Source organism: Secundilactobacillus oryzae JCM 18671 (genome assembly GCF_000740055.1).
In the GTDB taxonomy this organism is placed as follows: Bacteria; Bacillota; Bacilli; order Lactobacillales; family Lactobacillaceae; genus Secundilactobacillus; species Secundilactobacillus oryzae.
Genome location: NZ_BBJM01000020.1, coordinates 1 through 20,196, shown reverse-complemented (window position 1 = coordinate 20,196; position 20,196 = coordinate 1). Strand labels below are relative to the sequence as shown.

Here is a 20,196-nt window from a genome sequence, read left to right as displayed (position 1 = left end):
GTGAGATCAAATGGCTGAAAATCAAGCAGCAACAAACAGAAAAAAATTAACCAAGAGTGATATGGTCAAGACATTCTGGCGTTCCGGTTTTCTACAAGGATCATGGAACTATGAACGGGTGCAAAACGTTGGATTCTGTTTCCAAATGATTCCCGCAATCAAGCGCTTGTATAAGGATGACGACGCCGAAACGGCCGCTGCCCTTAAGCGACACTTGACCTTTATGCAAACGACGCCAATTATGACCTCCCTAATCGGTGGGATTTCAATGGCGATGGAAGAAGAACGTGCCAATGGTAAAGCCATTGACGATGCCACGATTGCCAGTGTTAAAGTTGGTACGATGGGACCATTAGCTGGTGTTGGGGACCCAATCTTCTGGGGAACTGCACGTCCGGTTATCGCTTCATTCGCTGCCAGCTTGGCACTTTCTGGATCAGGCATCTTGGCACCAATCGTCTTCTTCGTTGCCTGGAACGCGATGCGTTTAGCAGCTCGTTGGTACCTTCAAAAAATTGGATACGAACAAGGAACTAACATCGTGGCTAACCTTGGTGGTAGTTTAATTCAAAAGCTAACAACCGGTGCTTCAATCCTTGGTATGTTTATCATGGGTGTGCTAGTGCCTCGTTGGACCACGATTAACTTCCCATTGGTTATTTCAAAGGCAACAGTTAACGGTAAGACAACAACGATGACCCTTCAAGGCATCTTTGATCAATTATTGCCAGGAATTATTCCACTGTTGTTAACGTTTATGTGTATTTGGTTACTACGGAAGAAGATTAACGCTATTTGGTTGATTTTCTTGATGTTTGCTATTGGTATCTTTGGTTTCTGGATTGGATTACTCGGATAAGAAATGGTGTGAAGCGACTTGTTAAATCAAATCAATGAATTGCATATCAAGGCGAATTATTTTCCTAATCAACTTAAAGCCCAACACGGTGACTTAGTCTTGGGAAACGTTGGGATTGAATTTACCCCTGATTTAGCCCAGCGAAGGGTTCAGATTCCTTACGACCAAATCGTTAAGATACAGGTTCAGGTGCTCTTTAAGAAATGGTTTCGTGGATTCTTTGTACTCACAAAGAATGGTCAACGAATTCAGTTTTTAACACGTGATACGAAGCGCGCTGTTCACGTTTTTAATCGGAAGATGGATCATCAGCAAATCATGGTCTATCGGGATGGTGTTAGCTTCAAATCAATCTTTAAGCCAAAGGGGAGATCGAAAAAATGACGATCACAAAGGCTTACTTAAACGTCAATGCGAAGCACGGAAAACGTTTCGTGTTGAAAGATAGTGAAGGGCACCAGATTGCCACCGCGAAGGATCATTTCTGGTCTAGCATTTGGAATTCTTTCTTTGGTTGGTTGGTTTCAATCCCAACGACATTTGAAATGTCGGTCAAGGGTGAACCACTTGCTTTAGAATCTAAAATTCAGGTGTTTGGCAGTAAATACGATATCGTCGTTGGCGAGCAAAAAGTTGCAAGTCTGTCGACCCAGAATAGCAATTATCAACAGCCGTACAAAGTAGAAGTGGGGGATGAAGCGCTCACGCTAGTGCCTTATCCAGCCAATACTTATTTCGAGCTTCGAACAAGTGATTCGAGTCGAAAGCTACTGGCGCTTCGGCGAGATGTTTCTAATCCAAGCAATTATGTGTTTGCTGCGGATGAATCCATCTCATTACCGACCGCGACGGGGCTGTGTATGGCCATCCTAGATAGCTTCAAAAAATAGAAATGAAGAGTCCTGACAACTGTGAGTGTCGGGATTTTTATTTGTAAGACATAAAAAAAGGACCTACAGAATATGAATTTCTGTAGGTCCTTTTTGAGGTTTTAGTAACTGCCGTATCCGCCACCACCGGTTGTCGTATCTGTCGTGTCGGTACTCCCGTAACTCGTTGTCGTGTCAGAGGAAGTCGATGTGGATGAATTATCCGCATCCGTTGTAAAATTGGTCGTTTCCTTGATACCGAGTGCTTTTCGAATACTATTTGAAACTTTCTTTAGTTCGGTATTTGATGGTACTTCATAAGCGGCACCATTGATCATTTGACCTGTACCTTGTAAATGTTGTGACTTCATATGATGAGAAGCATCACCATACTTAGTTGCGATGGTGAGCATATCGTTGAAGGTTAAATCAGTTTTCATGTTGCCTGAGATTGAAGTTAAAATTTGTTTGTAGCGAGTAACTGAACCAAGGCTAACGGCCTTTAAAATCAACTTTTCAATGACTTGACGTTGTCGAGTTTGACGTCCGTAATCACCCTTGGGATCTGAATGTCGCATTCTCGAATAATCGAGGGCTTCTCGACCAGTCAAATGAACTTTCTTACCCTTCGTGACGTTAGCTTTTCCGTACTTAAATGTTAAAGGTGGTGTAACATCGACACCGCCAACGGCATCGACCATTTTTTCAAGGCCACCCATGTTGACCAGTGCGTAAAAATCAATTGGCACATCGAGCAGATCCTGAACAGCTTTTACTGCTGTGTTAGCACCACCAATAGTGTAGGCGGCATTAATCTTTTCTTGGTAAGTCGAACCACTTTCAGTAATATTAACCGGTGTATCACGAGGGATACTGGTCAAGGTTACCTTTTCACGTTTAGCATTGACCGTTGCAACGATAATCGTATCTGTCCGACCAACGTCACTTCGACCGAGGGCGCCGGTATCCGTTCCTAAAAGTAGGATTGAGATTGGTTTGCCCTGTTGCAATTGGCTAGAAACATTTCTAAGCTTGTTAACACTCCCAGCCTGATAAGTCTGGTGAAAAGTATTCTTGGCGTCGTTATACGCGTGATAGGCCCAGGCACTACCACCTACAAGGAGGATTAAAAGAAGAAATAGGATGGACCAAAGTACTCGGTGGTGCTTTTTCTTTCGGCTAGTGAAGTGATCACTACCACGTCGACTCAAATTATCAAAATCTGATGATGGTTCATGATTGCTGTTTCGCATGAGGTTCCCTCGATTCAAAAAAATTCTGTCAATATTATAGCTGATAACTAATGAAAAGAATAGCAAAGGTGCACTTGTTAAGGTGTTCTTAAGTTATTGATAATTATGACAAAAAGGTTACTGTTATTTTACCATCTTGGTTAGTCAAAGTAAGTAAGAGCGTATGATATAATGGAAAACATTAAAATTACTTAAGAAAGTTTCATGAGAAAGGTCGTTGCAAGTGGGAATGTTTGGTGTGTTTTATCAGAGTATTTCTGGCGTCTTGGTTATTATGGTCATGATTGCAGTGGGGTACGTACTTACGGTTCGTGGCTGGTTCAACGATTATGCTAGCCGCCTCATTGCGAGGTTGGTGACGCAAATTGCACTTCCAGCTTATATGATTTATACCATCACGAAACAGTTTACGGTGGCTACGTTACGAACGACGTTACCTGAACTGAGATTCCCAGTGGTTTCGATGCTCATTCTGTATGCCTTGGCTATCGCGACATATAAGGTTTTCCGAGTTCGTCAGTCACATAAGGGGTTGTTTGAATCGATGTTTTTAAATTCAAACACTGTTTTCGTCGGATTGCCTGTGAATATGGCTTTGTTTGGTACTAAGAGTTTGCCGTACGTGTTGGTTTATTACATGGCCAATACCACGTTTTTCTGGACTTTAGGCGTTTACCTCATTCAAAAAGATGGGGTAGTCGACCAGAAAATTGAGTTTTGGCCAACGGTGAAGAAAATCTTTTCACCGCCATTGCTCGGTTTTATGTTTGGGGTCGTGCTCGTCTTACTGAAGATTAAATTACCAAACTTTCTGATGGAAGATATGCAATATATTGGTGGGTTAACGATTCCACTCTCTATGATTTTTATTGGGATCGCGATTGCCAACGTTGGGATTACCAACCTGACGCTTAACCGTGCCAATATTGCAATCCTAATGGGACGGTTCTTGATTGCACCAATCGTGATGTCATTACTTGTTTTGCCAACCGATATGCCACTTTTAATGAAACAAGTTTTCATTATGCAGTCGGCTATGCCGGTCATGACGAACGCACCGGTAGTTGCCAAGCTGTACGGGGCTGATGCAAACTTTGCGGCTATTATGGTAACCGAAACGACGCTACTAAGTCTAATAGTGATCCCAATTTTGATGGTACTGTTGAAATCTTTTACGCAGCAAATTTGAATTCCGGTTTAGGCCGGCCTATAATTGAAATTGTGTTTTAGTTTAAAAAAGGAAGCGACAATTTAACGTTTTGCGAAAAACAATGCTCTTTATTTTATTTTCAACTTTAATGTTTAGCTCAATGGAAATTGCTTTGAAGTTCGCCGGTGGCGCGTTTAATCCAATCCAACTTAATTTGATTCGGTTTTATGTTGGTGGGTTGATTCTGCTACCATTAGCTACGCACAGCAATGCGCAAAGTCATATTCGAATCACATTGCGAGATTGGGGACTCTTTGCCTTGACTGGCTTTATCTGTGTGATTGTCAGCATGACGTTATACCAGTTGGCCATTGCCTCTGATCAGGCCTCAACGGTGGCCGTATTATTTAGCTGCAATCCAGTGTTTGCACTCATCTTTTCGTACTTATTACTGCACGAACATCTTGGTCGGGCTAACCTAATTGCAGTGGTTGTGTCGATTGTTGGCTTAATTGTGATTGTGAACCCAACCCACCTCACCAATCCGTTGGGGATGTCGCTTGCAATCGGCTCAGCCTTAACGTTTGGCTTGTACAGTATCGTGTCGCGATATGGTTCCGTTAAGCGTCGGTTCAGCGGGTTGACCATGACGGCCTATACTTTTATTGCTGGAGCTACCGAGCTCTTGATTTTAGTGGGTTTAACACATGTTCCATTAATTGCGAACGGTTTAGCTGGCGTAAGTGGATTGAAACAGTTCAGCGCCATTCCAATCATCCAGAACGTTAACCTACATTATTTCTGGTTGTTATTCTTTATTGGCGTCTGCGTGACTGGTGGCGGCTTTGCTTTCTATTTCCTTGCCATGGAACGTTCAGACGTTTCGACCGCCTCGCTAGTTTTCTTCATCAAACCAGCGCTGGCACCGATTATGGCTGCAATCATTTTAGGTGAAAAGATTTTACCACTAACCATCATCGGAATTGTCATTATTTTGATTGGATCCGTGATTACCTTCATGGGGAATCGAGTCAAAGCTCGTCGTTCGGACTTAACGAATCCTGAAGAAACAGTGGATGCTACAACGCTTCAAGCGGATTTAGCTACACCACATGATTCAAGTTTAGTGAATGAACCAAGTTCAAATAACTAACCAAACAAGACTGTTAAGGTCTTGTTTTTTCGGTTCACGGTTGTTCACTTATTAACAAACCTTTGATATTGAATAACGGGTTCGGTAAAATGAACTACGGAGGAAGAATTGGTATGGTAAAACTAGTAATTATGCGGCATGGTGAAAGCGAGGCCAATCGTGACCGGATTTTTACCGGCTGGACTGATGTCCCCTTGACCGAAAAGGGTATTCAGCAAGCCCACGATGCCGGTCGATTGATTGCGGAGACGGGACTTGTTTTTCACGACTTACATACGTCAATGTTGTATCGGGCAATCAAAACGGCCCACATTGTATTGGAAGAGACGAAACAATTGTACATTCCAGAGCACAAGAGTTGGCGCTTAAATGAACGTCACTATGGTGCATTGCGTGGTCAGAATAAAGATCAGGTCAAAGCCGAAGTGGGCGAGGCGCAAGTTAAATTATGGCGACGTAGTTTTAAAGTTGTTCCACCATTATTGGCACAACCGGACTATGATCCTAAATACGCGAACTGGCAGGGCATCGTGCCGCGCGGCGAAAGCCTGGAAATGGCGTATAAGCGATTGATGCCTTATTGGCAGGATCAGATCGCGCCTCGCTTATTAGCTGGGCATAACCAATTAGTTGTGGCACATGGTAGTACCCTTCGAGCCCTCATTAAGTACCTAGATCAGATTTCAGATGACCAAATTGATAAGGTCGAGGTGCCTAATGGCAAACCTATTTTGTATGAATTTGATGCTTGGTTGCATATTTTGAATAAGCATTATCTCGACTAAAAAAACGATTATCCGCAATGGATAATCGTTTTTTGATTAATATTTATTTAGTTAGAAGCAAGGGCACCCATTGGATCCCAAGGTTCTAGCAAAGCTGGCGCTTCACTTTGAGCTTGTTGTAAGTCTTCAGAAAGGTATTTCTTGTTCACAACAACTTGGTAGCAGTATTCGTCTAACCAAGCGTCACTCATGACAAAGTAGCCTTTTGTACCGACTTTTTCGCCCCAGCTATTTTCAACTTTCCACTTAGTTGGTTTGTCGTCAACCAGATCTACGCCAGTCAAGACCATGGCGTGCGTCATCAAACTTTCACCGTAATCTAGACGTTCTGCCTTACTCATAGAAAGGTCAACATCCAAAAGCTCGTCCTTTTGGTAAGCGTTGACGTCCATAATCCCTTTTTGGCGGTCAGAACTCTTACCAACATCGCAACCAAACCAAACGCTTTGGCCATCCTTGAGTTGTTTGATGGCTAAGTCTTTGAAAGTCTGGATGTCGACGTTTAAATGCTTCACTTGACGGCCACCGACCACGTTGCCAAGCATTTCAACGGTATAGGTCTTGTTGTATGGCTTGTCATCGGTAGGCGAGTTGATAATTGAAACGTATTCGGATAGGTCCCAGCCGACGTACTTTTCGTAGAATGAAAGTGGTGTTAAGTCGCGATCAATGTGATAATTTTTATCGTCATCACGGTACTCAAAGTCAAACTTTTGAACGGGTTCGCCTAAAGTGTAGCTAAGAATCTTGTAGACGTCCGCAAGCATTGATTGACGAGTTGATTGAATCTTGTCATCAGTTGCGCCGTCAGCAACTAATTTGCGCAAAACGATAGCGTCTTTACGTAATTTAGTGTTGAGGACCGAGTTGAGTTCGCTAGATTTTGAACTGTTATAAGTTTCGGGCATCACTGACTTAGGTGCAATACCGTACTTTTCAATGATGGCACAAAGCATGTCCCATTGGCCACCATCTTGTTGTGGTGTCTCCATGAGGAAGGCCACCTTACGACTAGTACGAGGTTGGTCAGCGGTTGCCAAGACATTTTCGTAGAAATAGTTAGCCTTTTCGAACTTGTCCCAGAAGTTGGTGTAATTCTGAGAAAGTTCGAAGTCAGTTAAGTTAAATAGGTCGGCTAAATGATGACGCATGGTGTTCAATGCGGCAAACATCCAACAACGGCCACTTTGTTTTTGGTTAGCGACTTTACCCGTGTTCAAATCGATTGAGAAAACAGGGGACATATCAACGTCTGATGCAAAATCAGCGCTGGTTGCTAGAATCCCTTGGTGGGAAACTGAACGCTGGATGACTTTAGCATCCTTGCGTGCCAAATAATTGTCATGATACTGGTTAATTTGTGCCAAACTAATGGCGGATTTTGATGATTCACTCAAATTGGTCACTCTCCTTTGCTTATTTTCTTATTGTACTCCAATGTTCTAATAAATTAAGTCTAATTTTACAATGCGAGTGTCATTATTTAGTGTAAACTGGTGACAAGATAATATTGGGAGGATTTAACGATGAAACGTGGATTTGAAATTGTTAACAAGTACCAAACGCAAGGACTCAACTTACCGTACCGAACGACGACTCACGCTGCCGGATATGATTTTGAAAGTGCGACGGATTTCGTGTTGCCTTCAATTTGGAAATTGGATTTCCTCAAAATCCTTAAATTGATCCGAAAGGGACAGCAGTATACCGATGAAGACGCGGAAAAAGCTCGTAAGATTTTGAAGCCATTGCTGGTTCCTACCGGTATCAAAGCGTACATGCAACCAGACGAAGTTCTTATTTTGGCTAACCGTTCAAGTAGTCCGCTGAAGCATGGGACCGTCTTACCGAACGGAATTGGTGTGATTGATGCTGATTATTATAATAATGAAAATAATGAAGGTGAAATTTTCTTTCAATTGATTAATTTTGGTCTGTTTGACCGGAAAATAAAAAAAGGTGAACGAATTGGTCAAGGCGTCTTTTTAAACTACCTAACAACTGATGATGACAAGGGCGGTCAAGCGGTTAGAACCGGTGGATTTGGCTCGTCTGATCAATAATCTTTAAGAGGATTTAAAACTGCATGCGAATTAGTTATCAAACTCGCACAATATGCTAAAATGAAGTTTGGTTAATAAAAGTCAAATCATAATATAAGGGGAATCGGAATGGCCAAAGCTAAAACGCAATTTGTATGTCAAAACTGTGGGTACCATTCACCACGTTTTTTGGGCCGATGTCCCAACTGTGGCAAGTGGAACACACTGGTTGAAGAAACCCTTGAATCTGAGTCCACGAGCCGCCAGGCGCGGGTTAGCTTTTCTGGAACCCATGCTAAACCAGAAAAAATGACTGACGTGACGATGGCAGAAGAGCCAAGAGTCAAGACGGAGATGCAGGAACTCAACCGCGTATTAGGTGGCGGGATTGTTCCTGGTTCACTGGTGTTAATCGGTGGTGATCCCGGAATTGGGAAATCAACGCTGTTACTTCAAGTTTCGGGTCAATTGAGCCAAACGGGAGGCACGGTGCTATACGTCTCTGGTGAGGAAAGTGCTAACCAGATTAAGATGCGGGCAGGACGTTTAGATGTGCATAGTGAGAACTTGTATCTCTATCCGGAAACCGACATGCATTCTATTCGGAATAATATTGAGGAGCTAAAGCCAGATTACGTTGTGATTGATTCGGTTCAAACTATGTCGGAACCTGATGTCACCTCAGCGGTAGGTTCCGTTTCTCAGATTCGCGAAGTGACGGCGGAATTGATGCAAATCGCCAAAACCAATAACATCACCATTTTCGTCGTGGGTCATGTGACCAAAGGTGGTGCAATCGCCGGGCCTAAGATTCTGGAGCATATGGTAGATACCGTTCTGTATTTTGAGGGGGATCTTCACCATACCTACCGAATTTTACGGGCGGTGAAGAATCGTTTTGGCTCCACTAACGAATTAGGCATTTTTGAAATGCGCGATGGTGGCTTACGAGAAGTGAAAAATCCTTCAGAAATCTTTTTGGAAGAACGCTTAGCGGATGCTACCGGATCCTCAATCGTGGTGTCCATGGAAGGAACTCGACCAATTTTGGTAGAAATTCAAGCGCTAATCACACCATCCGTTTTTGGAAATGCACAGCGAACGGCTGCCGGATTGGACCGTAACCGGGTTTCATTGATTATGGCAGTTCTTGAAAAGCGGGCTAACCTATTGTTGCAAAACCAGGATGCCTATTTGAAAGCTGCTGGTGGCGTAAAGCTGGATGAACCCGCAATTGATTTGGCGATGGCAATCAGCATTGCCTCAAGCTACAAGGACCAAGGCACTAATCCAGATGAGTGCTATGTTGGTGAAATTGGCTTAACGGGTGAGATTCGCCGAGTTAATCGGATTGAACAACGAGTTGCCGAAGCCGCTAAACTAGGATTTAAACGAATTTACATTCCGAAGAATAATTTACAGGGATGGAATCCGCCAAATAATATTGAAGTGGTTGGTGTGGCAACAATTCACGAGGCATTGCGTAAGGTCTTGAATTAGGTGATTGTTCACACCTTGAAAGGAGGTGAAAACATATGCAACGAAAAACAAACATTATTCGATTGATTTTTGTAGTGGTCGGAATTGTCATGGGTATCACATACACCCCCGTCTTTTGGGAACTATGGGGTGAAGGTGATAATCAAGTGCTAAACAATTTTTTCACGAACGCTATTATTGGGCTTTTAATTTTCTCGCTATTATCATTTATTTTTTCAAAGTGGTTCGTCAGACTACTCGATCAAGCAGAGCAATTTCTATCTTCTAAGAGTCCGATTTATCTCCTGTTTGGTAGTCTAGCGATGATTATTGGCTTAGTCATTGCGGTTTTGATTTCGACTTTCTTCTTCCAGTCTGATTTGTTTATTCTGAATACTGTCGTGCCATTGATTTTGATGTTGGCGTTTGCCTATCTTGGCTTTCGGCTTGGTACGACGCGATTAGACGAGTGGGGTAAGCTGTTCCAATTTCGGTCAAAACGTTCACGCGACCGGGATGGGGATGAGGAAACGTCCATCATTGATCGACCAATAGACAAGAACTATCACCATTACAAAATCTTGGATACCAACATTCTGATTGATGGGCGAATTTATGATATTGCTAAGACAGGTTTCTTGGAAGGCACACTCTTAGTGCCTAATTTCGTTCTTTATGAATTGCAGTATATTGCGGATTCTAGCGATAGTATCAAACGAGTTCGTGGTCGTCGCGGCTTAGACATTCTGAATAAGCTTCAAAACGAAGATATTATTCCAGTTGAAATGTACGAAGGTGACTATGAGGACATTCCAGAAGTCGATAGTAAGCTAATTCGGTTAGCTAAAGAAGTTAACGGCATTATCGTAACGAACGACTACAATTTGAATAAAGTGATTGAATTCCAAAACGTTTCCGTCTTGAACATTAACGCTTTGAGTAACGCATTGAAGCCGCGGGTCATTCCGGGTGAAACGCTCAAGGTGATGGTGGTTAAGAACGGGAGCGAGCGTCAACAAGGGGTGGCTTACTTGGACGATGGCACCATGGTGGTCGTTGAAGAAGGTCGTTTCTACCTGAACCAAACGATTGAAGTGACGGTTACGTCAGCTATTCAAACAGATGCTGGCCGAATGATTTTTGCTAAACCAGAACATTCTTCTCGTGGCATTTCTGATCACGAACGGAAAGCAAGTAATGGTTCAACACATTCGAACAATCACAAAAAGTAATTCAATGAACGCTAGTCATCGATGACTGGCGTTTTTTGCGCTTAATTGTCCATCTGATTTAACTAATTAAAAAGTATCCAGCGGATTTCTGGTGCCTTACCTTTATTTTTATGTCATTCCATTGTAAACTGAGAGAGCGAGATTTTTGACCGATGATCATCATCGGATTTTGAGAAATTTAAGAAAGAGGCGGCATTTGCATTGGCAAACAAATCAATTCGCGTTCGTTATGCGCCTAGTCCAACTGGACATTTGCATATTGGAAACGCACGTACTGCACTATTTAATTACTTATATGCACGACACAATAAGGGTAAGTTCATTATCCGGATTGAAGACACAGATACAAAACGGAACATTGAAGATGGCGAACGCAGCCAACTTGATAACTTAAAATGGCTTGGTATGGACTGGGATGAAGGTCCTGACAAGCCAGGTGATTTTGGCCCTTACCGTCAATCTGAACGTGGCGATATTTACAAGCCATTGATTCAACAGTTATTGGATGAAGGTAAAGCTTACGAATCATACAAATCTGAAGAAGAGCTTCAAGCAGACCGTGATGCACAAAAAGCACGGAAAGAAATGCCACACTACGAATACGAGTTTGCCGGAATGACGGATGCTGAACGTGAAGCTAAGATTGCTGATGCTAAGGCAAAGGGGATTCAACCCGTTATTCGTTTCCGAGTACCTGAAAACAAGACCTATGCCTGGGATGATATCGTTAAGGGTAACGTCTCATTTGAATCAGGCACAATTGGTGGCGACTTTGTCATTGCAAAAGCTGATGGCACACCAACTTACAACTTTGCGGTTGTTGTGGATGACCACATGATGGAAATCAGCCACGTCTTCCGTGGAGACGACCATGTTGCTAACACACCAAAGCAATTGATGATTTATGAAGCCTTTGGTTGGGAAGCACCACAATTCGGTCACATGAGTCTGATTATCAGTAAGGATACTGGTAAAAAGCTTTCAAAGCGTGACGAATCCGTGCTTCAATTTATCGAACAATACCGTGAATTGGGTTATCTTCCAGACGCCTTATTAAACTTTATCATTCTCTTGGGCTGGTCACCAGTGGGCGAGGAAGAAATCTTCTCACTCAAGGACTTCGTCAAGATGTACGATGAAAAGCGTTTGAGCAAGTCACCAGCTACATTTGATAGCAAGAAACTCGAATGGATTAACAACCAATACGTGAAAAAGTCTGATGAAGACGAAGTAATGCACTTGGCTTTAATTCAATTGATCAAGAGTGGTAACTTGCCTGAAAATCCTGATGCTAAGACCATCGAATGGGCTCGTAAGTTAATCAACGTTTACAAGCAACAAATGAGCTACATGGCGCAAATCAACGAAATGGCTAGTGTCTTTTTCGAAGAACCTGAACAAGTTGAAGGTGAAGCGCTTGAAGAATTGAACAATAACGAGGATGCCCTTCAAGTTCTTGAAGAACTTTACAAGCGTCTCCAAGCTATTGCTATCTTTGATAAGGTTGAGATTTTCCAAACAATCAAAGCAATTCAAAGGGAAACTGGTATTAAGGGTCGCAAGCTTTGGATGCCAATCCGAATTGCTGTGACGCACGAAATGCATGGTCCAGAATTACCAGAATCAATCGAATTAGTTGGTCGCGAAACCGCCTTGGAACACGTTAAACAAACAATCGATCAAATTAAGTAACCTTAAACCCGCTGATTGGCTCATTTACAATCGGCGGGTTTTGCGATTAGGCAATCATTATCATTGTCGTTTGCGGGTTCGGATATGCTAGAATAAAGTAGAATCTAATATTGAGAGGGGTACACAATCATGCTAAAAGTTTTTAATACACTAACGCGGCAGAAAGAAGTTTTTAAATCCATTAACCCAAACGTGGTGAACATGTATGTCTGTGGCCCCACAGTTTATAACTATATCCACATTGGAAATGCGAGAAGTGCTATCGCATTTGATACCATTCGGCGCTACTTTGAATATAAAGGCTACAAGGTGAACTATGTTTCCAACTTTACTGACGTTGATGACAAGCTCATCAAAGCTGCTAAAGAATTGAATATCACCGTACCCGAAGTGGCGGATCGGTTTATTGAGGCCTTCAAAGAGGATACCAGTGCCATCAACATCGAGCCGGCAACGGTGAATCCCCGTGCGACCGAAAATATTCCTGAAATCATTGATTTCATTAAGGTCTTGATTGAAAAAGGGTTCGCTTACGAGTCAGTCGGTGACGTGTACTACCGCGCTCGTCATTTCGAACATTATGGGGAGCTCTCGGATCAAAACATCGACGAGCTTGAAGTCGGAGCCAGTGAGCATACCGATCCTGCGGAACTTGAGAAAAAGGAAGACCCAATTGACTTTGCCCTCTGGAAGGCAGCTAAGCCGGAAGAGATTTCTTGGGAATCGCCATGGGGCGCGGGTCGTCCAGGTTGGCACATTGAATGTTCAGTGATGTCGACGAAGTATCTCGGGGATACTATCGACATTCATGGTGGTGGCCAAGATCTAGAATTCCCACATCATGAAAATGAAATTGCTCAGACGGAAGCGAAGACGGGACAGAAGTTTGCCAATTACTGGCTACACAATGGTTTCGTGACGGTTGGGGATGCCAACGAAAAGATGAGTAAATCATTGGGCAACTTTGTGACGGTACATGACATCATTAAGACAGTGGCCCCAGAGGTCTTACGCTTCTTCATGGCAACGACTCAATATCGTCGTCCGATTCAATATACTGAGGCCAATTTGGCTGATGCCGCCAACAACTTAAAGCGATTAGAGACGGCCTACAATAACTTGAATTATCGCTTGAAGGACGCTGAAGCAGGGAATGATCCAAAGGTTGATCAGGAAGTTCGGCAGATTCAAGCGAACTTTGTGGATGCCATGGATGATGATTTCAATGCCCAAAATGGGATTGCACAAGTTTATGAACTTGCCAAGTTAGGCAACATTTATGCCGAAAACCAACGAGTTGATCAGGGCACCATCAAAATGATTCTGGAACAACTACAAGCGATGGTTAATGTATTTGGGATTGTGCTAAAGAGTGAAGAACTTAAGGATGATCACATTGAGGCACTGATTCAGGAGCGACTTGACGCTCGAAAGAATAAAGATTTTGCCCGTAGCGATGAAATTCGTGAACAGTTAAAGGCTCAAGGGATTATTTTGGAAGACACACCACAAGGAACTCGGTGGAGAAGAGAGGAATAACGCAATAGATGAAGGAATCAACAGTAGATTATAATCAGCTAAATGGCGTGACATTAGCCTATATGGGCGATGGCATTTATGAAGTGTACGTGCGGCAACGCTTATTAGAACTCGGCGTTATGAAGCCCACAAATTTGCAACATCGGGCTACCAACTATGTCTCAGCGAAGGCGCAAGCAGCACTTATCGGCCTTATGGAAGAGGACGCCGTTTTGTCGGAGGACGAATGGAACTTCTTCAAACGGGGCCGTAACGCGAAGAGCTATACGCATGCTAAGAACACGGATGTCGTAACGTACCGCATTTCAACTGGATTTGAAGCACTGTTTGGTTATTTATTCTTAAGTAATCAGACAGAACGCGTTGATGAATTAGCAGCGTGGTGTATCACTCAGGTTGAGGCAGGAAGGACAAGAAAATGACAGAAAAAGATCAAAAGTTTGAGGATGAGGAATCCGAATTCGTCATCGGTCGTCACCCGGCCGTCGCTGCCCTGAGAAGCAAGCAAGAAATTAACAAGGTCTTCATTCAAAATGATGCCAAGGGTGAAATCATTGATGAAATTATGCGTTTAGCAAAGCGGCGTAACTTAGTCATTCAAAAATCACCCAAGCAAAAGCTGGATCAGCTAAGTATCCATGAAAACCACCAAGGGGTTGTCCTAACGGTTGCAGCGTTCAAATATGCCACTATCGATGACCTATTTGAAAACGCTAAGCAAAAAGAAGAAGATCCATTCTTCTTAATCCTGGATAACCTGGAAGATCCTCATAACCTGGGGTCTATCATGAGAACGGCGGATGCCGTTGGTGCGCACGGAATTATTATTCCGAAACGCCGGGCGGTTGGCTTGACCGCAGTGGTCGCCAAGACCTCGACTGGGGCCATTGAACACGTACCTGTTGCTCGAGTGACCAACCTCGTGAACACGGTTAAGGATCTCAAAAAGGCCGGCGTCTGGATCTTTGGAACGGCTATGGATGGGACGGATTACCGGCGCTGGAACGCCAAGGGTGCAGTTGGCTTAATTATTGGTAACGAAGGCAAGGGTGTTTCCCCATTACTTCAAAAAAATGTCGATGAAACACTTAGCATTCCAATGGTCGGTCACGTACAAAGTTTAAATGCTAGTGTGGCGGCTAGTTTACTAATGTACCAGGCTTTCAATTCTCGTAACCCGTTAAATTAGGGGGACGTTAAATGAAGAAAGAGTTATTGATTGTTGATGCTTACAATTTAATTGGCAGTTGGCCCGACTTGAAACAATTAAAACTTCAAAATCGACTAGAAGACGCTCGAGACAAGCTCATTCAAATGATGGTGGAGTATCGCAAATATCGTGATATTGATATTATCCTGGTTTTTGATGCCATGTACGTTCCGGGGACCACGCAAGCAAAGCACTATCGGGGTCTACAAATTGTGTGGACCGCTAAGAACGAAACGGCTGATAGTTACATTGAAGCACTTGCCAGACGCAAACAGTCACCGTTACTTCAGGTTATGGTCGCAACTGATGATCAGGCCGAACAGTGGATGATTTTTTCACAGGGTGCCTTACGTATTCCCACTAATGAATTATTAAGTGATATGCATTTATCAAAAAAAGAAGTCAATCAAGAGGCTAGTCGCTACAATGATTTGGGAAGTGTCCGCAAGTCACCTTGGGATAATAAGCAAATGGATGCTCTCGAAGCCTTACGCGAACAACTGACAAACAAGAAGCCCAAGAAATAGTTTAAATTACGATAATACGTTCTCTTTCGTGTTAAGGCGTTCATCAGTAAGCTGTGTTTAACAAAACCTTTGGAGGACACGGCATGACGATTAAACGATTTAACCAGCAAACGGGGACGTACCATCAACTAACTGACTTAGAAATCTTAGAGCAGTTAACAAGTGAAACATCGTTACTTTTTAGCGAGCTATTGATACGTTATTATCCCTTGATTCGGAGTATTGAAACACGTTATCCAATTAGCGGTCTAGAGTGGGATGATTGGGTTCAAGAGGCCTCTTACGTCTTATGGAAGGCCGCTAGCAGTTATTCAACCAGTCGCCGCATTACATTTGGGGCGTATTACAAGCGAATTTTAATTAACCAGCGGGTGGATTTATTACGTGCAAGTTTGGCCTATAAACGTCAAATGGATCGAATTGCTTATTCTTTGGACATCGATCCGGAATTCTATGAAAATAGTCTTCAAGATGATAAGGTAGTGTTACCGGAAACTAAGACCTTGTACGATGAGGCGATTCAAGACTATTTAGCGGTTCAGCTGTCACCGTTTGAACGAGAGGTCCTATTAAAAACCTTTTCGCATCCTACGTTGGAAGCCGTCGCCTTGAATTTAAAAGTTCCCGTTAGAAAAGTGAGAAGTGCCTACGAGCGGGCACACAAAAAAGCTCAACGCTTGCTCGAACATTAAGCATGAATTGACGCTACCGTTTTATGATGGTAAAATTGTTCTGTTTTTAAGGAGGTGCTAGCAATGGCACAAAAGAAAGTTGCTCTTGCCTGTTCCGTTTGTGGCTCACGCAATTACACGATTGCATACAGCCCAAATCGGACGCACCGGTTAGAAGTCAAAAAGTTTTGTAAACACTGTGGTAAATACACGATGCATCAAGAAACTCGTTAATCACGAGAACTTAGGAGGAAACTAGCATGCGCTTTTTCAGATTTTTAGGTAGTGTGGTTCAGGAAATGAAGAACGTTTCATGGCCTAACGCCAAGCAAACCCGTCGCGACACAAGTGCTGTTGTGACGACATCAGTGCTTTTTGCAATCTTCTTTGCGATCGTTGACTATCTTGTGCAAGCCGGCATTCAGCTGTTGTCCTAGTTGACTAATAGCCGTTTAAATGGTTTAATTAATTGAATGTTTGTTGACCGAAAACTTCGCTTGTCGAGGTTTTTTTATTTTGGAAAAAGGAGAATCGCAAATGGTCGAATCAGCTGAAAAAGAGTGGTATGTCCTTCATACTTACTCAGGATACGAAAACAAAGTTAAGATGAATCTTGAATCACGAGCTCAATCCATGGGGATGAGCGATTTCATCTTCCGGGTTGTTGTTCCAGAAGAAGAGGAACGTGAAGTAAAGAACGGTAAAGAAAAAATCAAGATGGACAAGACTTTCCCTGGTTACGTGTTGGTGGAAATGGTCATGACCGACCAATCTTGGTACGTGGTTCGTAACACACCAGGCGTTACCGGATTTATTGGTTCTCACGGACAAGGTTCAAAGCCAACGCCATTGTTGCCTGATGAAGTTGAGCTTGTCCTTCAACGAATCGGAATGAGTGCGCGTCATCAAGATCTTGACGTGAATGAAGGCGACGTTGTGAAGATTGTTGATGGTGCTTTTGCAGGCCTTGAAGGTAAGGTTACTGAAGTCGACAACGAGAAGTTGAAGATGAAGGTTAACATCAACATGTTCGGTCGTGAAACCAGTACCGAGTTAAACTTTGATCAAATCGATCCAGTGCTCGATTAAGACGATTCGTTCTCATATTTTTTATTGGTAATTCAGAACTTCTGTGGTACACTATTCTAGTATGTTTTACATACGAAGTGGGAGGAGAAATTTACATCTCCATTTACCACACACGGACTCAAGGAGGTATGTCTCGTGGCTAAAAAAGTAGCTAATGTAGTTAAATTACAAATACCAGCTGGTAAAGCAACACCAGCTCCACCAGTTGGACCAGCTTTAGGTCAAGCCGGTATCAACATCATGGGATTCACTAAGGAATTCAATGCACGTACTGCTGACCAAGCTGGAATGATTATTCCAGTTGTTATCTCAGTTTATGAAGACCGTTCATTCGACTTCATTACTAAGACACCACCAGCTGCTGTTCTTCTTAAGAAGGCTGCTGGCGTTGAAAAGGGTTCTGGCGAACCAAACACGAACAAGGTTGCTACTGTAACCAAGGATCAAGTTAAGGAAATCGCTCAAACCAAAATGCAAGACCTAAACGCTGCTGATGTAGAAGCAGCTATGCGCATGGTTGAAGGAACTGCAAGAAGCATGGGTTTCACTGTCGAAGGTTAATCTCATGTTGAGATTGCTAGTCGGATACTTCATGAAAGTGAATGTATCAAGTGGGAGGTAAATCCGCTATAACCACATTTGCAAGGAGGAAAACAGAAAGATGGCTAAAAGAGGTAAAAAGTACCAAGACGCTTTTAAGCAAGTAGATCAAGAAAAGAGCTACTCTGTAACGGAAGCTGTGGAATTAGTTAAGAAGATTGATTTCGCTAAATTTGACGCAACTATGGAAATCGTATTCCATTTAAACTTAGATACTAAGCAAGCAGACCAACAATTACGTGGTGCCGTAGTTTTACCAAACGGTACTGGTAAGGATCAAACTGTTGTTGTATTTGCTAAGGGTGAAAAGGCTCAAGAAGCCAAGGATGCCGGTGCTGACGTTGTTGGTGACGATGACTTAGTACAACGTATCCAAGATGGCTGGTTAGATTTCGATGTTGCTATCGCAACACCTGACATGATGGCCAAAGTAGGTCGTTTAGGCCGTATTCTTGGACCTAAGAACTTAATGCCAAACCCTAAGACTGGTACTGTTACCATGGAAGTTGGTAAGGCCGTATCAGAATCTAAGGCTGGTAAGGTAACTTACAGAACTGACCGTGACGGTAACGTTGCTGTGCCAGTTGGTAAGTTGTCATTCGATACTGACAAGCTTATCGGTAACTTAACAACCATTGAAAATGTGATTGTTAGTGCCCGTCCTGCTGCTGTTAAGGGAACATACGTAAAGCATGTTTCAATTTCATCAACATTCGGACCAAGTGTTACTGTTGATTTAACAACATTCTAAATCAACTTTTAATTTAAAAATCCCTGATTGACTAAACTAAGATTACGTGGTAACTTAGTATAGTTAATTCATGTTCTGCCTAAGACTCAGGTGGCGAAAGCCTTAATTAATGCCTGCCGAGGAAATTATTATCAATATGATAGTACTTTGCTCTCTGTGTCGGGTGGACACGGGGATTTTTTTATCCCAAAAATTTGCGGGAGGTGAAAAACATGAGTAACGAAAATATTGCTATGAAGGCAAAACAAGTTGAAGAAGTTACAGAACGATTCAACAATGCTGCCTCAGCCATCGTGGTCGATTATCGTGGTTTAGATGTTGCTGAAGTAACAGAATTACGTACACAATTACGTAACGCTGGTGTTTCAATGAGCGTCATCAAAAACAAGATTTTGACACGTGCTGCTGACAAGGCAGGTTATGGTGACTTAAAGGATATCTTTAACGGCCCATCTGCTGTTGCTTTCTCTGATGAGGATGCAATCGCACCTGCTAAGATCTTGAAGAAGTTTGCTGACGGTAATGACAAGCTTTCTATCAAGGGTGGTTTGATCGAAGAAAAGATCGTCTCACTTGATGAAATCAACGTTTACGCTACATTACCTAGTCGTGAAGACTTACTTTCAATGCTTGCAAGTGCATTACAAGATCCTATGCGTAAGATTGCAAGAGCTGTTAAGGCTGTTGCTGACAAAGCTGGCGAAGGCGACGCTGCCTAAGCTAGTCCCAACACAATGCGATTTACTTTAAAAAAACGGAGGAAACAAAAATGGCTTTTGATAAAGATTCTATCATTGCTTCCCTTAAGGAAGCTTCAATTACTGATTTAAACGATTTGGTTAAGGCTATCGAAGAAGAATTTGACGTTTCAGCTGCTGCACCAGTTGCAGTTGCTGGCGCTGCTGGTGGCGACGCCGATGCAGCTAAGGATTCATACGATGTTGAAATCACTGCATCAGGTGACCAAAAGGTTAAGGCTATCAAGGCAGTTCGTGAAATCACTGGACTTGGCTTGAAAGACGCTAAGGGTCTTGTTGACGGTGCACCTTCAATCGTTAAAGAAGGCGTTTCAGAAGACGAAGCTAACGACATCAAGGCTAAGCTTGAAGAAGTTGGCGCTACTGTTACTCTTAAGTAGTCATTTAAAAGCAGATCGAATGATCTGCTTTTTTTGTTTGGCAGATTGCAAGAAATAACGGCTCTTTGTCAAATCCTGTTGATGAACAATTTATAGAGTAATTTCAAAGGCTAAACAGCCCTTGAAATTACTCTTTTTTTGGTTCTTGCTTGGTTCA

The 20,196-nt window shown here is 42.8% G+C and carries 24 protein-coding genes and 1 other annotated feature; of the genes, 22 read left to right on the top strand and 2 right to left on the bottom strand.

The features are described 5' to 3' along the window. Positions 1-10: 10 nt before the first annotated feature. From LOSG293_RS06300 to LOSG293_RS06290, 3 genes are read left to right on the top strand one after another with little or no spacing between them, the layout of a single operon-like run. Entirely contained in the window at positions 11-859 is an 849-nt protein-coding gene (locus tag LOSG293_RS06300; protein WP_034528321.1) for a PTS system mannose/fructose/sorbose family transporter subunit IID, read from the top strand. Between the two features lie 18 nt (positions 860-877). After that, on the top strand, positions 878-1,243 hold the full coding sequence (locus tag LOSG293_RS06295) for a DUF956 family protein (RefSeq protein ID WP_034528319.1): 366 nt from the start codon (positions 878-880) through the stop codon (positions 1,241-1,243). Beyond that, entirely contained in the window at positions 1,240-1,749 is a 510-nt protein-coding gene (locus tag LOSG293_RS06290; protein WP_034528317.1) for a hypothetical protein, read from the top strand. Before LOSG293_RS06295 ends, LOSG293_RS06290 begins: the two co-directional genes overlap by 4 nt. 101 nt (positions 1,750-1,850) lie before the next feature. Here LOSG293_RS06290 and LOSG293_RS06285 read toward each other — a convergent pair whose 3' ends face one another. Next, complete coding sequence (locus tag LOSG293_RS06285; protein WP_034528316.1) at positions 1,851-2,981, bottom strand: LCP family protein; 1,131 nt, start codon at positions 2,979-2,981, stop codon at positions 1,851-1,853. A gap of 229 nt (positions 2,982-3,210) precedes the next feature. Between LOSG293_RS06285 and LOSG293_RS06280 the strand changes: the two genes are divergently transcribed. The 3 genes from LOSG293_RS06280 to LOSG293_RS06270 all read left to right on the top strand — a co-directional run bounded on the left by LOSG293_RS06280 (position 3,211) and on the right by LOSG293_RS06270 (position 6,069). Further along, the gene (locus LOSG293_RS06280; protein WP_034528360.1) at positions 3,211-4,170 is read left to right on the top strand and encodes an AEC family transporter; all 960 of its coding nucleotides are present in this window, start codon (positions 3,211-3,213) and stop codon (positions 4,168-4,170) included. A gap of 70 nt (positions 4,171-4,240) precedes the next feature. Continuing rightward, a complete protein-coding gene (locus LOSG293_RS06275) occupies positions 4,241-5,284 on the top strand; it encodes a DMT family transporter (protein ID WP_051907241.1) in 1,044 nt (347 codons plus the stop codon). 113 nt (positions 5,285-5,397) lie between these two features. Further along, entirely contained in the window at positions 5,398-6,069 is a 672-nt protein-coding gene (locus LOSG293_RS06270; protein ID WP_034528315.1) for a 2,3-bisphosphoglycerate-dependent phosphoglycerate mutase, read from the top strand. Positions 6,070-6,116: 47 nt separating this feature from the next. Here LOSG293_RS06270 and LOSG293_RS06265 read toward each other — a convergent pair whose 3' ends face one another. Continuing rightward, positions 6,117-7,466, bottom strand: coding sequence for a C1 family peptidase (locus LOSG293_RS06265; RefSeq protein ID WP_034528314.1), 1,350 nt, complete (start codon positions 7,464-7,466; stop codon positions 6,117-6,119). Between the two features lie 129 nt (positions 7,467-7,595). Between LOSG293_RS06265 and LOSG293_RS06260 the strand changes: the two genes are divergently transcribed. The 16 genes from LOSG293_RS06260 to rplL all read left to right on the top strand — a co-directional run bounded on the left by LOSG293_RS06260 (position 7,596) and on the right by rplL (position 20,039). After that, positions 7,596-8,132 carry a dCTP deaminase/dUTPase family protein gene (locus tag LOSG293_RS06260; RefSeq protein ID WP_034528313.1) on the top strand — a complete coding sequence of 179 codons (537 nt, stop codon included), beginning with the start codon at positions 7,596-7,598 and terminating at the stop codon, positions 8,130-8,132. A 108-nt stretch (positions 8,133-8,240) separates the two neighbouring features. After that, the gene (radA, locus tag LOSG293_RS06255; RefSeq protein WP_034528312.1) at positions 8,241-9,611 is read left to right on the top strand and encodes a DNA repair protein RadA; all 1,371 of its coding nucleotides are present in this window, start codon (positions 8,241-8,243) and stop codon (positions 9,609-9,611) included. 35 nt (positions 9,612-9,646) lie between these two features. Next, positions 9,647-10,822 carry a PIN/TRAM domain-containing protein gene (locus LOSG293_RS06250; protein ID WP_034528310.1) on the top strand — a complete coding sequence of 392 codons (1,176 nt, stop codon included), beginning with the start codon at positions 9,647-9,649 and terminating at the stop codon, positions 10,820-10,822. 201 nt (positions 10,823-11,023) lie between these two features. Continuing rightward, positions 11,024-12,514: a glutamate--tRNA ligase gene (gltX, locus tag LOSG293_RS06245; RefSeq protein ID WP_034528308.1), complete on the top strand. Its 1,491-nt coding sequence runs from the start codon at positions 11,024-11,026 to the stop codon at positions 12,512-12,514. A gap of 129 nt (positions 12,515-12,643) precedes the next feature. Beyond that, the gene (cysS, locus tag LOSG293_RS06240; protein ID WP_034528307.1) at positions 12,644-14,053 is read left to right on the top strand and encodes a cysteine--tRNA ligase; all 1,410 of its coding nucleotides are present in this window, start codon (positions 12,644-12,646) and stop codon (positions 14,051-14,053) included. A gap of 8 nt (positions 14,054-14,061) precedes the next feature. Next, positions 14,062-14,475, top strand: a complete 414-nt coding sequence (locus tag LOSG293_RS06235; protein ID WP_034528305.1) for a Mini-ribonuclease 3 — start codon at positions 14,062-14,064, stop codon at positions 14,473-14,475. After that, positions 14,472-15,242 carry a 23S rRNA (guanosine(2251)-2'-O)-methyltransferase RlmB gene (rlmB, locus tag LOSG293_RS06230; protein ID WP_034528303.1) on the top strand — a complete coding sequence of 257 codons (771 nt, stop codon included), beginning with the start codon at positions 14,472-14,474 and terminating at the stop codon, positions 15,240-15,242. Before LOSG293_RS06235 ends, rlmB begins: the two co-directional genes overlap by 4 nt. A gap of 11 nt (positions 15,243-15,253) precedes the next feature. Continuing rightward, the gene (locus tag LOSG293_RS06225; protein ID WP_034528301.1) at positions 15,254-15,790 is read left to right on the top strand and encodes a YacP-like NYN domain-containing protein; all 537 of its coding nucleotides are present in this window, start codon (positions 15,254-15,256) and stop codon (positions 15,788-15,790) included. An 83-nt stretch (positions 15,791-15,873) separates the two neighbouring features. Beyond that, entirely contained in the window at positions 15,874-16,482 is a 609-nt protein-coding gene (locus LOSG293_RS06220; protein WP_034528299.1) for a sigma-70 family RNA polymerase sigma factor, read from the top strand. Between the two features lie 63 nt (positions 16,483-16,545). Further along, complete coding sequence (gene rpmG / locus LOSG293_RS06215; RefSeq protein WP_034528297.1) at positions 16,546-16,695, top strand: 50S ribosomal protein L33; 150 nt, start codon at positions 16,546-16,548, stop codon at positions 16,693-16,695. A gap of 26 nt (positions 16,696-16,721) precedes the next feature. Then, positions 16,722-16,898, top strand: coding sequence for a preprotein translocase subunit SecE (gene secE / locus LOSG293_RS06210; RefSeq protein ID WP_034528295.1), 177 nt, complete (start codon positions 16,722-16,724; stop codon positions 16,896-16,898). Between the two features lie 100 nt (positions 16,899-16,998). Further along, positions 16,999-17,550: a transcription termination/antitermination protein NusG gene (gene nusG, locus LOSG293_RS06205; RefSeq protein WP_034528293.1), complete on the top strand. Its 552-nt coding sequence runs from the start codon at positions 16,999-17,001 to the stop codon at positions 17,548-17,550. A gap of 135 nt (positions 17,551-17,685) precedes the next feature. Beyond that, complete coding sequence (gene rplK / locus LOSG293_RS06200) at positions 17,686-18,111, top strand: 50S ribosomal protein L11 (protein WP_034528291.1); 426 nt, start codon at positions 17,686-17,688, stop codon at positions 18,109-18,111. 100 nt (positions 18,112-18,211) lie between these two features. Continuing rightward, positions 18,212-18,901, top strand: coding sequence for a 50S ribosomal protein L1 (rplA, locus tag LOSG293_RS06195; protein WP_034528289.1), 690 nt, complete (start codon positions 18,212-18,214; stop codon positions 18,899-18,901). Between the two features lie 60 nt (positions 18,902-18,961). Beyond that, positions 18,962-19,092 (top strand) — a sequence feature (ribosomal protein L10 leader region). Positions 19,093-19,113: 21 nt separating this feature from the next. Then, on the top strand, positions 19,114-19,620 hold the full coding sequence (gene rplJ / locus LOSG293_RS06190) for a 50S ribosomal protein L10 (RefSeq protein WP_034528288.1): 507 nt from the start codon (positions 19,114-19,116) through the stop codon (positions 19,618-19,620). 50 nt (positions 19,621-19,670) lie between these two features. Next, entirely contained in the window at positions 19,671-20,039 is a 369-nt protein-coding gene (gene rplL, locus LOSG293_RS06185; protein ID WP_034528285.1) for a 50S ribosomal protein L7/L12, read from the top strand. Positions 20,040-20,196 lie beyond the last annotated feature (157 nt).

Excerpts from the sequence above, each read along its gene's own strand:
- LOSG293_RS06300 (WP_034528321.1), top strand. The coding sequence starts at position 11 with ATGGCTGAAAATCAAGCAGCAACAAACAGAAAAAAATTAACCAAGAGT.
- LOSG293_RS06290 (WP_034528317.1), top strand. The coding sequence starts at position 1,240 with ATGACGATCACAAAGGCTTACTTAAACGTCAATGCGAAGCACGGAAAA.
- LOSG293_RS06285 (WP_034528316.1), bottom strand. The coding sequence starts at position 2,981 with ATGCGAAACAGCAATCATGAACCATCATCAGATTTTGATAATTTGAGT.
- LOSG293_RS06280 (WP_034528360.1), top strand. The coding sequence starts at position 3,211 with ATGTTTGGTGTGTTTTATCAGAGTATTTCTGGCGTCTTGGTTATTATG.
- LOSG293_RS06270 (WP_034528315.1), top strand. The coding sequence starts at position 5,398 with ATGGTAAAACTAGTAATTATGCGGCATGGTGAAAGCGAGGCCAATCGT.
- LOSG293_RS06260 (WP_034528313.1), top strand. The coding sequence starts at position 7,596 with ATGAAACGTGGATTTGAAATTGTTAACAAGTACCAAACGCAAGGACTC.
- radA (WP_034528312.1), top strand. The coding sequence starts at position 8,241 with ATGGCCAAAGCTAAAACGCAATTTGTATGTCAAAACTGTGGGTACCAT.
- LOSG293_RS06250 (WP_034528310.1), top strand. The coding sequence starts at position 9,647 with ATGCAACGAAAAACAAACATTATTCGATTGATTTTTGTAGTGGTCGGA.
- cysS (WP_034528307.1), top strand. The coding sequence starts at position 12,644 with ATGCTAAAAGTTTTTAATACACTAACGCGGCAGAAAGAAGTTTTTAAA.
- LOSG293_RS06235 (WP_034528305.1), top strand. The coding sequence starts at position 14,062 with ATGAAGGAATCAACAGTAGATTATAATCAGCTAAATGGCGTGACATTA.
- rlmB (WP_034528303.1), top strand. The coding sequence starts at position 14,472 with ATGACAGAAAAAGATCAAAAGTTTGAGGATGAGGAATCCGAATTCGTC.
- LOSG293_RS06225 (WP_034528301.1), top strand. The coding sequence starts at position 15,254 with ATGAAGAAAGAGTTATTGATTGTTGATGCTTACAATTTAATTGGCAGT.
- LOSG293_RS06220 (WP_034528299.1), top strand. The coding sequence starts at position 15,874 with ATGACGATTAAACGATTTAACCAGCAAACGGGGACGTACCATCAACTA.
- rpmG (WP_034528297.1), top strand. The coding sequence starts at position 16,546 with ATGGCACAAAAGAAAGTTGCTCTTGCCTGTTCCGTTTGTGGCTCACGC.
- secE (WP_034528295.1), top strand. The coding sequence starts at position 16,722 with ATGCGCTTTTTCAGATTTTTAGGTAGTGTGGTTCAGGAAATGAAGAAC.
- nusG (WP_034528293.1), top strand. The coding sequence starts at position 16,999 with ATGGTCGAATCAGCTGAAAAAGAGTGGTATGTCCTTCATACTTACTCA.
- rplA (WP_034528289.1), top strand. The coding sequence starts at position 18,212 with ATGGCTAAAAGAGGTAAAAAGTACCAAGACGCTTTTAAGCAAGTAGAT.
- rplJ (WP_034528288.1), top strand. The coding sequence starts at position 19,114 with ATGAGTAACGAAAATATTGCTATGAAGGCAAAACAAGTTGAAGAAGTT.
- rplL (WP_034528285.1), top strand. The coding sequence starts at position 19,671 with ATGGCTTTTGATAAAGATTCTATCATTGCTTCCCTTAAGGAAGCTTCA.